The following is a 17,690-nucleotide window of genomic DNA, read 5'->3' as shown; positions in this document are numbered from 1 at the left end:
CAAGGATTTTATTACCACTATAGTGCTATTGAGGTGACACATGATAACCACGAAAAAATCATGTAATTTAGCTACCTAAGAAACTAAGAAGTTGATAGAACAAGTATCAGCCTCTAAATCATAAGGTACTACATGCAGCTTCAAATCATCGAAAAACGCAAAACTAGCTAAAGGCACTGTGAACCCCTTATGCTTCGGATAAATCAGATACAACTCACCTTGCCCTTGTAGGTACTTTTCACCATAAGCAAACAGCTGGTACATATCTGATTGACTCAAATTATACTTATGCTTTGTCGTATTAAGTGAAGCGTCAAGCAACTTCCACTTGGTATCCATTACTGTGACAACTTGTGATTTATCATAAACAACGATGTCAGGTTTTAACCTGAACCAGTCGTTTCCGTTATGATTAGTCAAACAGTGACTAGCAATCTGTTCTTTTAGCTTTAATGCTGGTGGTAGTTGACTAGATAGTTGTTTAGCTACGTATTTCTCGAACAGCTGTTCCATAGGGAAGAGAAAAGAAAGACCATTATGTTTACCTAACATTGCAACGGGCGACTGGTAACTCAGTATCAGCTCACACCAAGGTTTTAAAGGACGATAATGAGCAAGACCTCTATCATCTTTCCATAACCTAAAATCATGAGAATAATTCGATGATAGATCAATATCATGAAACACAAAAAGCAACTCACTCGCTAATCGCTGATTCGCAGTAGACTTAGACCACTTGAGCACTTGTTTTAATGATGAATGTAGAAGACGATTTTCAGCCCGATTAGCATGGTAAATATCGTGTGAAATATGAAAGTAATGCTGACGACCTGGACGCTGTCTGATTTGCTTAGAAACTTGCAACTGACCCTTTAGATAGGATGATTCACGCTCAATACGCTGATACTCGCGTCTTACTCCCCGTTTAATTAGCTTAGAGACAGCGTTTAAAAAATGAGTGATAAGCAATTCATAGAGTGGTTGTTTCAATAGCTGTAGCTGAGATTGCTGAAACTCCTCCAACTTTAAATTCTCAACCTTTGCTAACATCTTTAGCAGGGTTTTACGGGCAACTTCAGGTTCACATGCTTCAGTAGAGGTCTTAGGTAAAATCTCAATACGGGTTCTACATGGCGTCTCAAGCACACCAACAAAATTCACCACCTGCAATGCGATTGATTTCCCGTAGCGTTTAACCTTAACTAGCTCCCGCTGCTTTTCACCACTACTCACTCCATTGGCAAGCAACCACTCAAACGCAGGCTTGGGTATTGAGTGACAATCAATACTACTGTCATCACCCTCATTAGTTAATAATGCAAACTCCCTCACGGTGACATCGTTAACCCTATTGCGCGCCATAGATGCCTTTATATGCTTCAGGGTTATGCAATGCATCTTTATTACGTTGATAGGGCCTTATGCCATCTTGTGCCCAGTCATTACCCATCAATGCCAATACTGCAGCATCAGTAAACTTCTCTTCAATGAACTTCAAGCTGGTATCAGATTTAAGATGATCACCCAACACCTGCCCTACACGTTCCCAGTCTTCAAAAAAGTATTCTTCTAGTAAAGGTAATATTTCTAGCTCAAAAATACGTGCCAAACGCTCAATGGATGGATCACCTTTTAATGGTAAAAAGAAGCTATGTCCAATGGTATGCTCACGATCATAAAGCAACTCAATACGCTGATTAATGGTTTCAAGCAACTTAGCAATATTTACCCCTTCTACCAAAACCCCATCAAGCAATTCATGCTTAGGCATCATCTCGACAAACTCAAAACGACGACGCAGCGCAATATCCACTTGGGCCAATGATTTATCAGCGGTGTTCATTGTGCCGATAATATGAAGATTTGAAGGGACTGAAAACGGTTCTTTGGAGTAAGGTAATTTGACTGTCAGCGACTCAGTACCACCAGCACGCTTGCTTGGTTCAATCAGCGTAATCAACTCACCGAAAATGTTTGAAATATTGCCACGATTAATTTCATCGATAATCAAGACCCGCTTATCTGAAGGGGTTGTTGCTTTTGTATCTAAACCATAATGATGAATAGTTTCAACCAATGGGGCCAATACATTGGGATAACCATTGATAATGTACTTCTCCATGTCCGAATCTACAATACGCTCAAATACTCTCTTTGAACGAATATCATCTACTGATATTCGATTGAGTTTCACCAAAGAAACCAATTCATCGATAATAATCCTCGGCAAATGCAATAAAGTGCCATTTGGCTTTCTCAGGCTGATAATTTCATCAGATATGGACTCGACTACATATGAAGAAATTTGAGAGCCAGAAGTAACACTTGGCACGGTACCATTTTGAGTGGTTTCACCAGCGAGTATTACCTGAAGCTTTACTACATCCAATACAGGCTCACGCAATCGATAGAGCGTCATCTGCGATAAATTTTTATTAAACAACTCATCTACAGGTAAAGAAGGTTCGTATACGCGGTGCCAAATAACCTTGCGCATCTGCGAGTAACTATCATCCTCAATGGCCGTAGGATCATATTGATAATCACCAGTCACTTCGGCAATCGCTCTAAATTTTCGATTACCATCAGAAATAACGATTAAGTCGCCGATAGACATTACATTTTTAAAGTTTTGAACCGATGTTACTCTGTAGTCGTTACTCTCATTTTCTATCTCAATACCGTTGAATTTATAGGCATCAATCACGCCTTTCCTATCTTTTGAAGTACTAAAGTCAACGTTATAACCGTAACCCAACAGCACATAATTATTTTCAATACATTGTTGATAAATATATGCTTCATCACCGAGAGTATCGCCTAGCGACATCTTCCAAACCTTGCGTCCAGAAACATCAACTCGATGCTGAGATCGCGCCATTATAGGTTTAGCATTTGCAGCGGCACACATTCGTTTAAAAATACCATCCTCAAGATCATAACTAACCTGACCTGCTTCATCACTATTGGCTCTAAGCCCTTCGACGAAATCTTCATAACTAAAGCTCTGGTGGAAGGTGACAAAACCAATACGGTTCCTAGCTACTAGATCATCGAAATGTGTCTTGAGCTCAACTCTGTTATCTTTATTCGAACGGTAGAACTCTGGAGCTACGATTTGTAATGCACGATTAATTGTATTGTAGGTTTTCCCTGTACCAGGCGGGCCATAAAGGATTTGATTTAAACTAGTGTTATTCTTGTTGGACGCCATAGTTTTATCCTTACTCTCATATTCAGCATTTTGCTCAGCAATAATGGTTGAAACATTCTCTCTATCCCAACGAGATTTAAGCGGCTCAACATAGTAATCAAGTGTTTGAGTGCCATACTCTTGCTCAAATTTTCTGCGAATATCTAATAATTGATTATCAACATCATGAGCAGGCATTTTCTTAAATTGTGAAGCGCTGATGTTGGCAAATTTAGTGAGCAGTGACTGGCGATGACCACCACCAAAAATGCGCTCTTGCGAATCAGGATAAAACAGATACAAGAGCATGTGGCGAAACTGTCGTTGACTGTTTTCAGGGATAAGCTCTAACCACGTTGAAAATGCCTCGCGATTGGCAAGTAAGGTTGAGCGCTCACTGGCACTTAATTTAAACAATTCAGTTAATAAGCGAATAAAATAGACTAACTCACGCCAACGGCCAGTGTTATATGCCGCCCCCGTTTTACCTATTCCGGTTAGCACCTCATCAGAAAGGTATTCTTTTTGAACATCCACAGGAACAGTACCAGCTAGGTTTTTGCCAGAAAAGGCAAATACACGTTCTACGGTATCTCGTTTAGAAGAAGGCCCAACACTGCTAGGGCATAAAGACATGAACCAAAGCATTTCAGCTAATACTATCTTGGCTTCGGCAGAAGCAGGGGTAAGCTGGGTTTCCAATTTAGAGAAAAAGTCACCTTCACCTTCATCCAAATTGTCAACAAAGTACTTTATCAGCTCTTCGATGGTTTTAAGGTTCCAAATTAGTTTGCTCGTCAGTAATGAACTACCAGCAATTAAACATTGAGCCTGAAATTCATGTGCAACTTTTATTAACGGAGAAGAGTTTTCATTACCACAATATCTAGCCATATTATTCCTTAAGGCTTTAAATCCAAACGAGGTAAAATATTTGCAATCCATGCTTCGCCAATTTTAGGTTTTACAAAAGCAACTGCTGCAGCGGAGAATGGTGACGTTCTATCACATGCTTTGATTAATCTTTCTTCTGTGGCAACTAACTGAGCTTGCATAATTTCCTGACTATCTGGCGGTAACTTAGAAATCATCTCTAGTAAATCAAGGTCTCTCTTTACATTTGTAATGACTTCTAATCGTGGTCCAGTGACTGTCTTATGATTTAAGTTGTAGCATTTAGCGCTATTTTGAACCCTTCCATATTTATCTGGGTCTGTTGCTTTATCAAACCTAGAATGTACAAGGCCAGGGGATTTATCAAAAGAAAGTAATTCGATATCCGCTACAACACATGGGTCTAATAAGTATACTTGTTCTTTGGCGTGAGCCTTGAAACTACACGGCCGCCAGACTCTTGTAGACTCGTCTATTAAGGGGAAATAATCGTGCTTGCCGCCTTTATCTCTTGGCTGATTAGCATACTGGCATGAATAACGATAATTCTGGGCTTCAAAAGCTAGCCACCAATATCCAGGATGATTTTGACGCTTACCGCCTGTTAACAGTTTTGTAGCGTAAATGCCTTTACCGGTTTTGACCGCACCTTTAGGGCGAAAATGATCAACATTGAAATCAGTTCCTATTCGTGGCACTTCGGAATACCAGCATTTGTCACCAAACTGCAGAACAAAATTTGGCTTAAAAGTACTCCACACACTACCTAAGCTTTTAAATTTTGCACTTTTATCTTTTGCTCCTTTAATCGCTGCTAACCAAGTTCTGGAATCTGCATCCCAATTAACAGGCTTACAAGCTTCTACTTGCTGAAGATCAATATATCGCACTCTTATAATAATCCTTTATTTTTGAGTATCATCTGAATCATCTCTAATCGATAAGCAGTATTGTCTAAGCCTTTTTCTTCCATTTGTTCTAAGGCATTGTGCCGCTCAATCAAAAACTGTCTATAGTCTTCATCAGGGTGCGTGTATCCATAGCCTAATCTTTCAAGAAAGCTATTCAACTTACGCAGCTTTACTTTATCGTCTTCACTTAATTCACTTTTCTCTAAAATTTTGCGCCGATCTTCAATAACCTTGCTGGTATGTTGATCAAGTGTTGTTGCCATGCCAAACATGTCGCTTGTTAATATGCCGTTGACCCCCATACCAATAGGGCTTTCTGCAGGTTTTTCAGCATAAGAAAGACCATTTGATTCACGGCGAAGTACTTGAATTTGACCCCGGTCTAGCTCTGCTATTGCTAATGGGTGATGAGTCACCATAACAATGTGGCAGTGTTTTTGATTTGGTATAAAGCGATTTAAAAAAGCATGATATTTTGCCGCCCATGCAGGGTTTAAATGGGTATCAGGTTCATCAAGTAAAAACAATGAGTCTGACTCAGCCGTAAATTGCAACAATCCAAATACAGTTAACAGCTGCTGTTCACCTTCGCTTAGTTCACTGAAACTTACGATTTCATCGTTATTAAGCATTACCTTCACATGAACGCTGGCAATTAATTCAGAAAGAAGGGTGCTCTCGAGCATTTTGAAAAAGTTTTTAGGACCAAGTCCGTTAGCTGCGGCATTTAACGCAGCTAAATCAGGTAAATATAAGTGCACAAAATCATTATCAACGCCAGAGCCTGTTAACGACGTTGTTTCTTTACGTGTAGCCTTCACTGCGCCATAAGTGTACGGTAATAACCGTTCTAGAAATTGCCTAACTACTCCGCGGGCGCCCCAAAATATATCAGTTTTGTTTTTTGCTTGAGCCCATGCAGGTTTTCTAAAAACAAAATGTGCTGAATGGAATCGCTTGATACCCAGTTGAGACTCTAAAAACTTACGTCCTTCATCACTTTGTCCACTTAGAAAAAACGCCAACAAAACAAACTGGCTGTGGTAGGGTTTCGCATAGAAAAGAGGCCGAACTTCATCTTCAATTTTTACTTCATCTTTAAGCAACTGGTTATAAAAATTAGTTCTATGCTTGACAAATAAGCCCTCAAGCCGGTCGCTTGGTCCAGAGTAATAAGCAAAAAGATGTTTCGGTAAATACTGCGATTTGCCTAAATCATCACGTTGCACTTTGGCCAGAGATACTTTGCTCCAAGTAGGCATGGCATGTAAGTCATGCTTTTCAGTCACTTCTATTTGATGCTGTGATATTGGTGTGTTGCCATATGCTGGGTCGGCATCAACTTTTATCCAAATGCGGTTTTCCGCACCTAGCGAGTACACTAACTCATAACTAAAAGGCGCGGCTTCACCTAAATCTAACGAGCGGAATATTTTAACTAAAGCTTCAATAATATTTGATTTTCCCGAACCATTACGTCCCACCAGCACTGTCAAAAGCTGGCTTTCATCAAAATCAACTGTTAGGTTACTGATGTTTTTGAAGCCAGAGCGAATGGTTAGGTAATCTAGCTTCATTTTTTTATAACCTTAAAAGTACAGTTTTCACCACTACCTGCTTTGGTTATAACAGCCGCATCAAGCAAACGTTTTAGCTCGGTGAAAAGAACATCGACGGCATCAAATGACTGCTCAGTTAACTTATCCATTAACTGTTGCGCACTTAACTCAACATTCGCTTTTTGCAGCATAGATAACACTTCACTTTGTAACTGGATTGACTCTTCTGAAGCTTCTGTTGATGAGGCTTCTTCAACTTTTTGAGCTGCCTTATCTTTAGTGTTTCTAGTTCTCTTCGCAGGTTTTGGCTTTTCAAGTTGCTCCAGTTTTATACGTTCAAGAAGCAGACTGGCTGGCTCATCATTAGAGTCTTGTTCAACCAATTCTCCTCGGAAAGCTTTGGCCAAAATGGATTGTGCTAGCTTATCGAGCCTACTTTTAATAATGAAATATTGCTTTTCAAGCATTTCTACATGTGAGGTAAGTAATCCTACTATTTTAACAATTTCTGTCTTTTCTATTGATGTTGGTAACAATACATCAATGTCAAATAATGCTTTTTGACCTATATTCCTCATTGACTCCTGATTCCCCGTAGCTCTTGATTGAATCTCCAACCTTCCTTTAGGGGATCTTAGAAAAATATCTAACCAAGCCTTTTCTTGCTCCGGCATAACTAATCTTAAGACTTTGTCACTAAGCATTAAATTTTTTGTCACCTTTTTCACTATTACTGGCATTCCAAGTAATTCAAGTGTATTGGCGCGAGATATCAGGAAATCACCAACTCCTACTCTACGATTTTCTATAAATAATTTATCATCCTTTAACGTCTTACTTTGTGCTTCATCGTAAAAACCCCATGTGACAGCACTGATTTTTATGATCCCGAATTCATTATCATGTGGAGGTCTTTCATCACATTTTATATTCTTCCCTGCTTCAATTTTTGAAACTAAAGTAGATACTTTTATTGATTGCCATTCATAACTAAGACCATTTTCTTCCCGCCACTCCCTAGTCAACTCACCCGACGTAGCGGCTGCAAGCACGGATTGGCGGAAGCGTTTTAGGATATGGGGGATTTTTTCAAGGCGTGCTTGGGCTTGATCAACTTTGGCTAGAATCGAATCGAGTTTGTCAGCAATGCGAATTTGTTCGTTTAATGGTGCAAGTGGCACCATAATTTCAGAAAAATGAGCTGGCTTTAGGTTATTTATATTTACGCCTTTTGACAAACTTGAAACTAAGTCAGCGTAATACTTTGAACGAGTAAAGTGACCGATATACCGCGAATCAAGATGTTTATTAGGTCTTAATAAGCCGCAAAACGTCCCAAAACCACCATCGAAATCTACAGTCGCAACACCACTTTTACCTACTAACTTCTTACTACCACTAGACATTGCGATTACAATATCCTTAGCCTTAATCTTTTGCTCAGCTTTAATTTTATCAGCAGGTATATAAACTAAATCGTCAAAATATAGCTTTCCATCTTGGATATTGTTTGCTCTAAGTATGGGCAAAGAACCTTCACTAAATTCACTTGAAGACTCATTTTTCTTGTAGCTTACGCCACGAATCAAAGTTGCAGCAATATTTAATGGTAGGACGCACCAGCCTTTAGGTAACTCACTCACAGCATCACCTCATCTGATTCATCAGCAGAACCAAGCTCAACCAAAATGGCTTGTAATTCATGCATGGCACCAGCCATCTCTTCTAAGGCTTGATTAATCAATACATCTGGCTCAGGCAGGTTAGCACTATCCTCGGTGCTGTCGTCTCGGATCCAGGCTAAATCAAGCGAGTCATCTTTTTTGGCGATTTCTTCGCGGCTAAAACAGCGCAAGCGGCAGGTATCAACGTTACCAATTTCACTGCCATGCTTATGGTTTTTAATAAAGGCCTGGCGTGCCGCTTCATCCACTGTGGTTAAGTCACTACCCACTGCTTGATAAAACTCGTCAAAGTGCGTTTTGGTTAAAACGGTGCGTTTACCAAATTGCGGCATATTGGAGCGTAAGTCATACACCCAGACATTTTTGGTTTGGCCTTTGTCTTGTTTTGGGTCTGTCGGTTTGGAGAAAAACAGCACGTTGGTTTTTACGCCAGCGGCATAAAAGATACCGGTTGGCAGGCGCAAAATGGTGTGCAGGTTACACTTTTCCATTAAGTCCCGGCGAATAGTTTGGCCGGTAGAGCCTTCAAACAACACGTTGTCAGGCAAGACGACTGCGGCACGGCCACCAGGCTTTAACATACGTAAATACATTAAGTGCAAAAACGCTAGCTGCTTGTTGCTGGTGTAAGTGATTAAGTCATCACGTGTGGGGATACCACCACCTTGCTTAGTACCAAACGGCGGGTTCGCTAAAATCAGGCTAGCTGGTGGCAGCGCTTTACCTTCGTTAGATAAGGTATCGCCAAATAAAATACCGGAGTTTTCATCATCAACCGCTAAGTCGTGCAGCATCAAGTTCATCATCGCTAGGCGACGAGTGTCTGGCACTAACTCCATGCCGAAAAAGGTTTTATGTTGATACTTGTCGTAGGCGTCAGGCTCTAACGCTTGTACGTCGTGATGTTCTTTTATGTAATGATGCGCACTAATTAAGAAGCCACCGGTACCTGCAGTAGGGTCAACAATCACGTCATCAAGGTTTGGCTTCATTAATTCGACCATGGCATTGATGAGCACACGCGGCGTGAAATACTGGCCTGCACCAGACTTCTTCTCGCCAGCGTTGATTTCTAGTAAACCCTCATACATATCGCCCAAACCTTCGGTTTTAGCGCTGTACCAGTCAAGTTTATCTATCTCGCTGACGAGCTTGCTTAAAGTGGCAGGTTTACGGATAACGGTGCTGGCATTAGCATAAATGGCATTGGTGATTTGTGAACCGTGCGTACCTAGATGAATGAGCAATTTTTTATATTCTTCAAGGCGTGTGGCCGAATCGTACTTTTCTAAATCAGCCCAACGGTAACCAACGGGAATATGCTCTTCTCGGCCAGTTTCTTCTACCATTTTAAGAAAGACCAGATAGGTCAGTTCATTTATGTATTCATGGTAGGTGACGCCGTCATCACGAAGTAGGTTACACAGGTTCCATAGTTTGGCGACCAGATCTTGAGTGCTCATGTTATTACCTAATTTTGCTCATTGTTTAAAATGAATTGCTTATAAAAATATACTTATGCAGATTTACTCATGTCAGTTTGCCAAAGGGCCTTATTAAACATGAGTAGTACATTGGATACGGGTTGTTCAAATAATTTGTTCGCGCGCTTTGTTCCGCCTTGGTGTAAAAATATACCTTGGTCTAGCGCGGCTTCGTCAACAATGGTAGTAGCCTTCATTTGTTTGGCTATCGTATTGAGCCACTGTATTTGCGGTGTTTTCCATTCTTGACTTGCTAGTATTCGCTTAAGTGCTTGATCGACTCTTTGTTCAAATGGAATTAACGCTTCACCAATAGCGGCTTGTCGAATAAAGCCGATGATACGCGCGGCAATATCTTCACTTTTCACTTCTTTCCAAGCGACCTGCAGATCTTGTTCTCTAAACTTGTTTTGTTCAAGCACTAATGCCAGTTCTTTTAAGCTTTGACGGGTTAATTCCCATGGCGCTTGCACGACTGTTTGAATTGCGAGCATACGATTGCTGTTGGCATTAACAAAGTCGTTAAAAGAGCTTAAATAATCCTCAGGTTTTTGACCATCACCATAACCTGTGGTGGTTTTAGTAAATTCATCTTCATGGTCTGAAATATATTGCGTATTACCGCCACCAGCACCTTTAACTTTTTCGTCTAGCAACTCACCTAGACCAGGGTGCCGAGTAAACCATTCGGCTATTTTTTCAACAGGCATTGCTTTCAAGTCTTTAATAAATTCAGCTGGTGGCTGACCAGTCAGCGTTTCAAACTTATCTTGTTGTTCAGGTGAAAGGTGACGTCGTTTTACTTGTAACTTAGCGATAAACTGATTTTTAGCCAGAGCTTGTAAATCTTCGTTCGCAGCATCTGCCATTTCACGCTCTAACTCTGTAAAGCTGATATCAACATTAGTGACAACTGGCTTCATGGTATTGACGTTTTCTAGCTGTTTATAAATATCCACCGCATCGTAAATTTTAAATGGCCCCTTACCAATAGCAGGGCATAACCTAGTTGCACGCCCTAACATTTGTTCGAATAAGATACGGCTATTCACACGACGCAAAAAGACTAAATTACAGATTTTGGGTACATCAATACCCGTTGTCAGTAAATCAACGGTAACAGCAATATTTGGAAGGCGGTCGTTTTTGTATAAGCGGATTTTTTCTAGCGGTTTATCTGTTGCGCCAGTGATTTTTTGAATAGCATCGTCTTCAACTTCACCGTGATAATCTTCACAGGCTTGTTTTAGTGCTTCAACTACTTCATCAGCATGTTTATCTGTTACGCAAAAAATGAGTGTTTTAGCTTCTGAATAAGGGTTAATAGCATCGCTTTCAATTAACCATTTAGTGACGACTTTGGTAAAACTAGGGGCAATAACTTTTTTGTTAAACTCTGATACATCAAAATCGAGTTCATCTGGGGTGTTATAAATTTTGATGTCATTATTTTCGACATCATATACTTTCACTTCCTCATTAACTTCGTAATGAATACCTTGTTCTGAAAGTTTGGTATGAATGCGAATAGGCGGTAGATGGTCATTTAAATGGCCATCAAGCACGGCTTCGGTGTAGCTATAGCTGAACACTGGCTCACCAAAGATATCAACGGTGTGAAGTGCTGGCGTTGCGGTTAGACCTATCTTAAATGCATCAAAGTAATCTATTACTGAACGATACTTTGATTGGTAATCCTTTTGGTCGCGAAACAGGATTTCAGTATCGCTAAGCTCTCTATCTAGTAAGTAACCACGGTGACACTCGTCTACAACAATACAATCGTACTGACCAACACCAGGTTTAATATCGTTATCACTAGGGTATAAAATACGCTGTACTAACCCTTGAACCGTTGCCACATGGACCTTGGTACTGTCATCAGGTCTTTTATCATCTAAATCCATTAGATCGAAGGTGTCGGCAAAGGTTTGCAAATTCTCTAACCGTACTTCTTTGAAGTCGTTAGCAGCTTGCTCACCTAGTGCTGAACGGTCAACTAAAAACAGTATTCGTCTAAAACGTTCAGATTTAAGTAAACGATATACTAACGCGATACAGGTTTTTGTTTTACCAGTACCCGTTGCCATAGCTACTAGTGCACGATCTTCACCATCTTTAATGGTTTGCTCTACGGCCTTAATTGCATCAACTTGGTAGTCACGTAATTTTAGGTCGTAATTAAAATCCATTACATCGAGTTTTTGTTCTGCTTGCTGTGGCGTTTGCTTCAGCAACAATTTTATTTCAGTTGGCGTATACCAACCTTTTAATGCTTTACGCCTGTTTGCGTTATCTCTTACATCAAGAAACCAAATGCCACTTTCTTGCTCGAGTTGCTTAAGATATGGGCGGCCATTCGTTGCAAAGGTTAACGGCACTTTGTACTCGCCCCATACGGTATCTATAGTAAATGAATTTTTGGGTTTGAGTCCTTTTGCATAGCGCTTTGCTTGATCTATTGAGCTATAAACGTTCTTGGCAGTCTTTTTAGCTTCAACAACCGCAACAGGTGTGAGGCCCATAAATAATACATAATCTGCTGGGCCTGATTCAGTTGGCCACTCGGCGATAGCACGATTTTCATTGGGTACAGGGCGAACATTCTTAGAGTACCTAAGGTTAACACTATCGGCTTTCCAACCAGCGTCATTAAGTTGTTTATCAATAATGATGCGTGTTTCAGCCTCATCCATATGAAATGGCAATTTCTCAATACGTTTGATTTCTGTCGTTTTGCTTTTTTGATCTTTAGCTTGGAAGTTAATCAGTAATTCTTGATTAGCCGCTTCCATCTTCGCTCTATATTCGTTTAGCTGCGCTTCTTGTTCAGTTGCAACCTCTTCCCATACTTTGCTTTCGGCAAGCATTTTCTCAGAGCGCTTTCGCTCGGCTTCAGCTTTTTCTGTGGCTAATTGATTGATAGATTCAGCTACAGCTAATCGTTCTGTAGTCCGTTGCTGTTTGCGTTCAAGCTCAAGCATTTTTTCTTCGAGCATTCGAACTTCATCAGAAGGGTCTTTGGGTTTTATATAGGGCCCAGGCTTAAATCCTTTTGCTTTTTCTCCACCATAAAGCTGGTGGTACCAAACACTGAGAGCATAACCAATTTGCAAAGACTGCAAGGCATCTCTATGACTATTAGAGGTAATATCGTGATTGGCGTTGTTGCCTAGTTTTCTGATGGTATGGAAAGCATCTTTGATGCGTTGGTCAAGCCTTAAGGAGTAATCAAGATTTTTGAGTAAATCGATTTGCTTAATATCTTTGCCTGAATCAACACCTACACGAGCAGCGATGTTCTTAGCTAACTCTTCACCTAACTGACGCATCTTTAATAATGTGGTATTTGGATCTGGTGCGAAACACCATTCAGCGGTTTGTGCTAAACGAAGTAATAGCTCATCGTGGTGCTTAAGAAAATCGAAGTTACTAATATTGCTTCCCATCAATAGCGCCTTCTTTTGAACATTCAGAACAGATTGGTATCAAAAGATAGTACCAACATTCGTTATAACAGGCTATAAAATCCAATTAGCTTATAAGGTTAAGTTTCACTGTTACAACCTAACTACCACTCTAAGCTGACAAAATAATTAATGTCGCCAAAATGCAGGAAGCCTTTAAATGCACCAAAGAGTAACTTTAGCCATGTACTCAACGAAAAGCTTAGCTTTGTGCTAATGCTATTCAAATTTAATCAATTAAAGTTAAAGGAAAAATATTATGGCTAAAGGTAATAACGGACAATCAGGTAATGGCGGTGCAAAAAGTGGTGGACGTGGCCCTTCAAGCCACCCTGGACCAGGTGGTAACTGGCCGAGCACTACTGGTGGAAAATCTGGTGGCCTAAGAGGTAATGCACCGGCTAAAGGTAAGTAATCCATCCACGAATAAGGTAGCTTTTTTAAGCTACCTTTCCCAAAACAATACGGAATTGTTGAACATGCCAAAACCACAGTTACCCAGTATCGGAGATATCACCAAAGCTTTATTTGATCATACAGGAGTGTTGCCACAAAAAGATGATGATTCAACAGTTATTGGTGATGAAAAAACAAAGAAGAAAATCCAAACGCAGCTGCGGCGCTTAGCAAAAGAAGAGAGTGAGCTAGAGAAAAACCTAACCTCTTTATTAGAGTTATTGGCAGATCTTATATTTGAAGCAACTAACAACTCAAAAATCACTTGTGCATGTATGGCCTCTGTTGGAGATGTACTAACTCAATATCTTGACTTAGTGAGAGGTGATGGAACCTTTCTATCAAAATCAGAGTCTGTTAAATGGCTGATAAAAACCAAACTACTTGACCGAATAATCCTCTCTTATCAAAAGAACACTCTAAAATACAATGTATCAGCATCTAATCTTTTAACCCCTTCTGACACCTATTGGTGGCTTCCGGATTTCACATCGAAATCTATTCAATGGCCTATAGCCAAAGCCATGAACTGGATGTATTCGGTTTGTGAAACTAATCAAACACATTTCCATTTCCCGGACTTCGGATCGACTGACAATTACCGTTTATCGCAAAACCTTGAGAACGCTTCCCGTTGGACAACTGGAAAGAATTTACCTAGCTGGCCAAGTTTATTACAAAACCTTGTAACCTCAGCATCTGCAATGGAGACAACATCTAGTCAATACAAGAGGACTGTTGATAACGACGCTTTGCGCAGCTTTAAGGCCATATTATTTATTGCTCGATTTTCAACGTCGATATTCACAGAGTTAGAACAACAATTTGGAAAAGACTTTATCATCGACATAACGATGCATCTAAGAAGACAAGACCGCAGATTAGGCAAAGTTCATCATAATCTTAAAGCTAGTTTGTCAAAAGCTATAGAATCCTACAAGATCCGTGATCCACTAGTGATCAACAGAATTTGGTTCGATAAGACGCAGGAATTTTGGGAACTAAAATCAATACAATTTATGCAAGGTTCAAAATCTATCGACCTCAGATTTAGAGAGAAATATAAGAGTGGATTCAATCCCACTGATATAAAGTTCTTCTTACAAAGTGTTGAGCCATTTTTCTTATCGCCTTTACTTGAGGAAGCCCGAGAAAATACAATCGCCATGGCTCCTCCTTTATTTTTAGAACTATTACTTGAAGGGCTAAGACTTCGCAAGGCTCCTAACGTCAACGTAGAAAAAATAGAACAGTTTACGCAACAGGTAAATAAAGCAAACCTAGACAGTTATCTTAGTTGGGTGATCAACTGGATATGGGCAACATATTTTTACCGACGAGAAGAGCACGCTCTTGCTCTACCGCACTACTCTAAGGCCTTTCAAGAGGCTAAATACTGCAGTGGTCAAGACCAGTACCTTTTAGTCAACCAATATATAGAATCTTGTGCCAAAAGCAGGTTTTGACGTGACTTTAAAAAAGGCATCGCATGGGCTAATTACCTAGGTATTAAAGTACGTTGGTATCGAGGCTTAGATGAATCAGAAGAACGCCTTAAAGCTACTTATGAAATACTCCACACGGTACGGTATGCGCAAGTTTAGCAATGTAGCTGTTACTGATATTAGTTAAGAACCTACTCTACTGTGTGAAACATGTTAAAAAGGGCGATTCACAGTTATAGGTGACAAAGCTAAATAGTTGCTTTCTAACAGAGTTAACAAATGACAAATGGTGACCAAACTGGTGACCAAACTAAAAGAACGAATCCCGCCACAGCACCTAAGACATTATATTTGTTTAATTAGAGCATTTAAAGCCACATTCAAATTCAGAACGTTGAATAAGGTTTTTACAGACGTTTTATAAAACTAAGCCCAGCGAATGCTGGGCTTTTTGTTTGCATTAATATCATTGAAAAATCTATATAAAAATAAGCGAATCTCGAACCATTAGCATTCAAGTTCAGCCCCTAACAACAAAGTAATGACTGACGGCTCTACCAATAGGTGTACCTTATTACTCTTTTAAAGCACATAACGGTACACACCCACTAAAAGTGTACAATAATACACTTTTTGATAATAACAACTTTCAATCAGTCAAATAGTGTAGCTTGTTACACCTTTAGCTTGATAAGTTATATTCAAAGCACTAAAGTAACCGTACGTACACTTTTTAGGATAATGAAATGGCCTCTCAACTCGACCCCAGCAGTTTAGGCGAACTCATCAAAGACTGCCGAAAAGCCTCAGGAATGAATCAGGAAATCGCAGCCTCATTCTGTGGTGTGACTAAAAAAACCTTAATTAGAGTCGAGAAAGGCGATGATGTGTACTTTTCAACAATAATCAAAATCCTCAATGGTCTTGGCATCAAACTAACCGTTAATACGCCTAATAACAAAGTTGGTGGCAGCAATGAATGGTTCTAATGTTCACACTCTAGAAATGCATTTTAGAGATAGGGTAATTGGTGCGATAAATTTTGATATAAACACTGAACAATTTTCTATCGAATACACTCAAGCTTGGCAAGAAGATGGGTTTCCAATTTCACCCAAGCTACCGCTTGATGGGCAAGCTAGCAGTTCTCAAATTTCCATTTACTTAACTAATCTATTACCTGAAAATAAAGGACTTGATCACCTAATTGAAGCTCTCGGCATTGCCAGGAGTAATACATTTGCTCTGATCAAGGCCATTGGATTCGACACCTCTGGGGCAATATTGTATCTCCCAGTAGGCACTAAAGCACCAGCGACGTCTTTTACCCCAATTAGCAAAGCAGATCTTATCAAGCGCATCGAAGACCCTGAATATTGGCCGATGGAAGTCTGGGATGGAAAACCACGCCTTTCAGTAGCAGGGGGTCAATCAAAGTTAAACCTATTCCACGTCGATACAGAATACGGTTTTGGCGAAGGAGAGCTCTGTTCAACTCATATTATTAAATTTGAAAAGAACAGCCAGCAGCATCTAGTACTCAACGAATTTATGACCATGACACTGGCTAAACTTATAGGCATGCAGGTAGCCGAAGTTGAGATAATGCCAATAGGGAAGTACAAAGCATTATCTGTCACCCGCTTCGATCGCCTTTATGACGCTAAGCGTCACAGAGTAATGCGTCGCCATCAAATCGATGCGTGTCAGGCTTTAGGCTATTCTGTCGCAAGAAAATATGAACGACATCTGGGTAGTGGGCGTGACGTGCGAGATATTCGTGAAGGAGTGAGCCTTAAAAAACTATTTAGCATCGCTGAGCACTGCGCTAACCCAGCACAAGCCAAGTTCGACATGCTGCGGTGGACAATCTTTAACTTACTTGTCTGCAATGCTGACTCACATGGTAAAAACTACTCATTCTATGTCACCCCTAATGGGCTTGAACCGACCCCATGGTATGATCTTGTCAACGTGCAAATGTACCCTGATTTTGATCAAGAACTAGCAATGGCCATTGGTGATGAATTTGAAGCCAATAAGATCCACGCCTATCAATTAATGACATTTGCAGAAGAATGTGGAATTAAGCAAGCCATACTCGAATTAACCCTCAAGCAACTAGCAAAAGCAATCATCGATAACCTGCATAACCTGGCAAAACAAGCTGGGGAGCTTACAAAAGCAGAATCTGAGTATGCTGCTGCATATAAGCAGTCCATTAAAGCTCGATGTGAGTACTACCTAACTCAAGCTGAAGAAATGAAACATATTGAGCTGTAATAACTTGATCCAGCCCGTATGGAACAAGAAATGGTATTGCTTGCACAAAAAATGGATGTCGCCGAAGAAATGGACCGCCTTGATGCACACGTTGCTGAAACGCGTTTAATCCTTAAAAAAGGTGGCGCACAAGGCCGCCGCTTAGATTTCATGATGCAAGAGTTTAACCGTGAATCTAACACCCTAGCGTCTAAGTCAATCAGTGCAGAAGTCACCGCCGCTGCGGTAGAGCTTAAAGTGTTGATTGAACAAATGAAAGAACAAATGAGAGAACGTTTAATAAAGTTTCCACAGTCACTCCATTAAACTAAAC

11 protein-coding genes and 1 pseudogene are annotated in these 17,690 nt (G+C 40.2%); 5 read left to right on the top strand and 7 right to left on the bottom strand.

The window, feature by feature from the left end:
- Positions 1 to 75: 75 nt before the first annotated feature.
- From AB4153_RS07130 to hsdR, 7 genes are read right to left on the bottom strand one after another with little or no spacing between them, the layout of a single operon-like run.
- Complete coding sequence (locus AB4153_RS07130; protein ID WP_371996852.1) at positions 76 to 1,362, bottom strand: McrC family protein; 1,287 nt, start codon at positions 1,360 to 1,362, stop codon at positions 76 to 78.
- Complete coding sequence (locus AB4153_RS07125) at positions 1,349 to 4,087, bottom strand: AAA family ATPase (protein ID WP_371996850.1); 2,739 nt, start codon at positions 4,085 to 4,087, stop codon at positions 1,349 to 1,351. Before AB4153_RS07125 ends, AB4153_RS07130 begins: the two co-directional genes overlap by 14 nt.
- A gap of 8 nt (positions 4,088 to 4,095) precedes the next feature.
- On the bottom strand, positions 4,096 to 4,977 hold the full coding sequence (locus tag AB4153_RS07120) for a hypothetical protein (RefSeq protein WP_371996849.1): 882 nt from the start codon (positions 4,975 to 4,977) through the stop codon (positions 4,096 to 4,098).
- Between the two features lie 2 nt (positions 4,978 to 4,979).
- Entirely contained in the window at positions 4,980 to 6,575 is a 1,596-nt protein-coding gene (locus AB4153_RS07115) for an AAA family ATPase (RefSeq protein WP_371996848.1), read from the bottom strand.
- Entirely contained in the window at positions 6,572 to 8,200 is a 1,629-nt protein-coding gene (locus AB4153_RS07110) for a restriction endonuclease subunit S (protein ID WP_371996846.1), read from the bottom strand. The genes AB4153_RS07115 and AB4153_RS07110 overlap by 4 nt, the downstream gene beginning before the upstream one ends.
- Positions 8,197 to 9,705 carry an N-6 DNA methylase gene (locus AB4153_RS07105; RefSeq protein WP_371996845.1) on the bottom strand — a complete coding sequence of 503 codons (1,509 nt, stop codon included), beginning with the start codon at positions 9,703 to 9,705 and terminating at the stop codon, positions 8,197 to 8,199. Before AB4153_RS07105 ends, AB4153_RS07110 begins: the two co-directional genes overlap by 4 nt.
- A 53-nt stretch (positions 9,706 to 9,758) precedes the next feature.
- A complete protein-coding gene (gene hsdR / locus AB4153_RS07100; RefSeq protein WP_371996843.1) occupies positions 9,759 to 13,175 on the bottom strand; it encodes a type I restriction-modification system endonuclease in 3,417 nt (1,138 codons plus the stop codon).
- A gap of 277 nt (positions 13,176 to 13,452) precedes the next feature.
- Between hsdR and AB4153_RS07095 the strand changes: the two genes are divergently transcribed.
- The 5 genes and pseudogenes from AB4153_RS07095 to AB4153_RS07075 form a co-directional block, all read left to right on the top strand.
- On the top strand, positions 13,453 to 13,608 hold the full coding sequence (locus AB4153_RS07095) for a hypothetical protein (RefSeq protein WP_169731090.1): 156 nt from the start codon (positions 13,453 to 13,455) through the stop codon (positions 13,606 to 13,608).
- 64 nt (positions 13,609 to 13,672) lie between these two features.
- The gene (locus tag AB4153_RS07090) at positions 13,673 to 15,115 is read left to right on the top strand and encodes a hypothetical protein (protein WP_371996842.1); all 1,443 of its coding nucleotides are present in this window, start codon (positions 13,673 to 13,675) and stop codon (positions 15,113 to 15,115) included.
- A gap of 725 nt (positions 15,116 to 15,840) precedes the next feature.
- Positions 15,841 to 16,083, top strand: coding sequence for a helix-turn-helix domain-containing protein (locus AB4153_RS07085; RefSeq protein ID WP_102526821.1), 243 nt, complete (start codon positions 15,841 to 15,843; stop codon positions 16,081 to 16,083).
- Positions 16,070 to 17,377, top strand: a complete 1,308-nt coding sequence (locus AB4153_RS07080; RefSeq protein WP_371996841.1) for a HipA domain-containing protein — start codon at positions 16,070 to 16,072, stop codon at positions 17,375 to 17,377. The genes AB4153_RS07085 and AB4153_RS07080 overlap by 14 nt, the downstream gene beginning before the upstream one ends.
- 3 nt (positions 17,378 to 17,380) lie before the next feature.
- Positions 17,381 to 17,683 (top strand): annotated as a pseudogene (locus AB4153_RS07075) (endoribonuclease YicC domain-containing protein); the annotation flags it as partial.
- Positions 17,684 to 17,690: the final 7 nt, after the last annotated feature.

Source organism: Shewanella sp. 10N.286.52.E4 (assembly GCF_041468785.1).
In the GTDB taxonomy this organism is placed as follows: domain Bacteria; phylum Pseudomonadota; class Gammaproteobacteria; order Enterobacterales; family Shewanellaceae; genus Shewanella; species Shewanella electrodiphila.
Note: the sequence above shows the minus strand (reverse complement) of the source record. Positions and strands in the feature narration are given on the sequence as shown.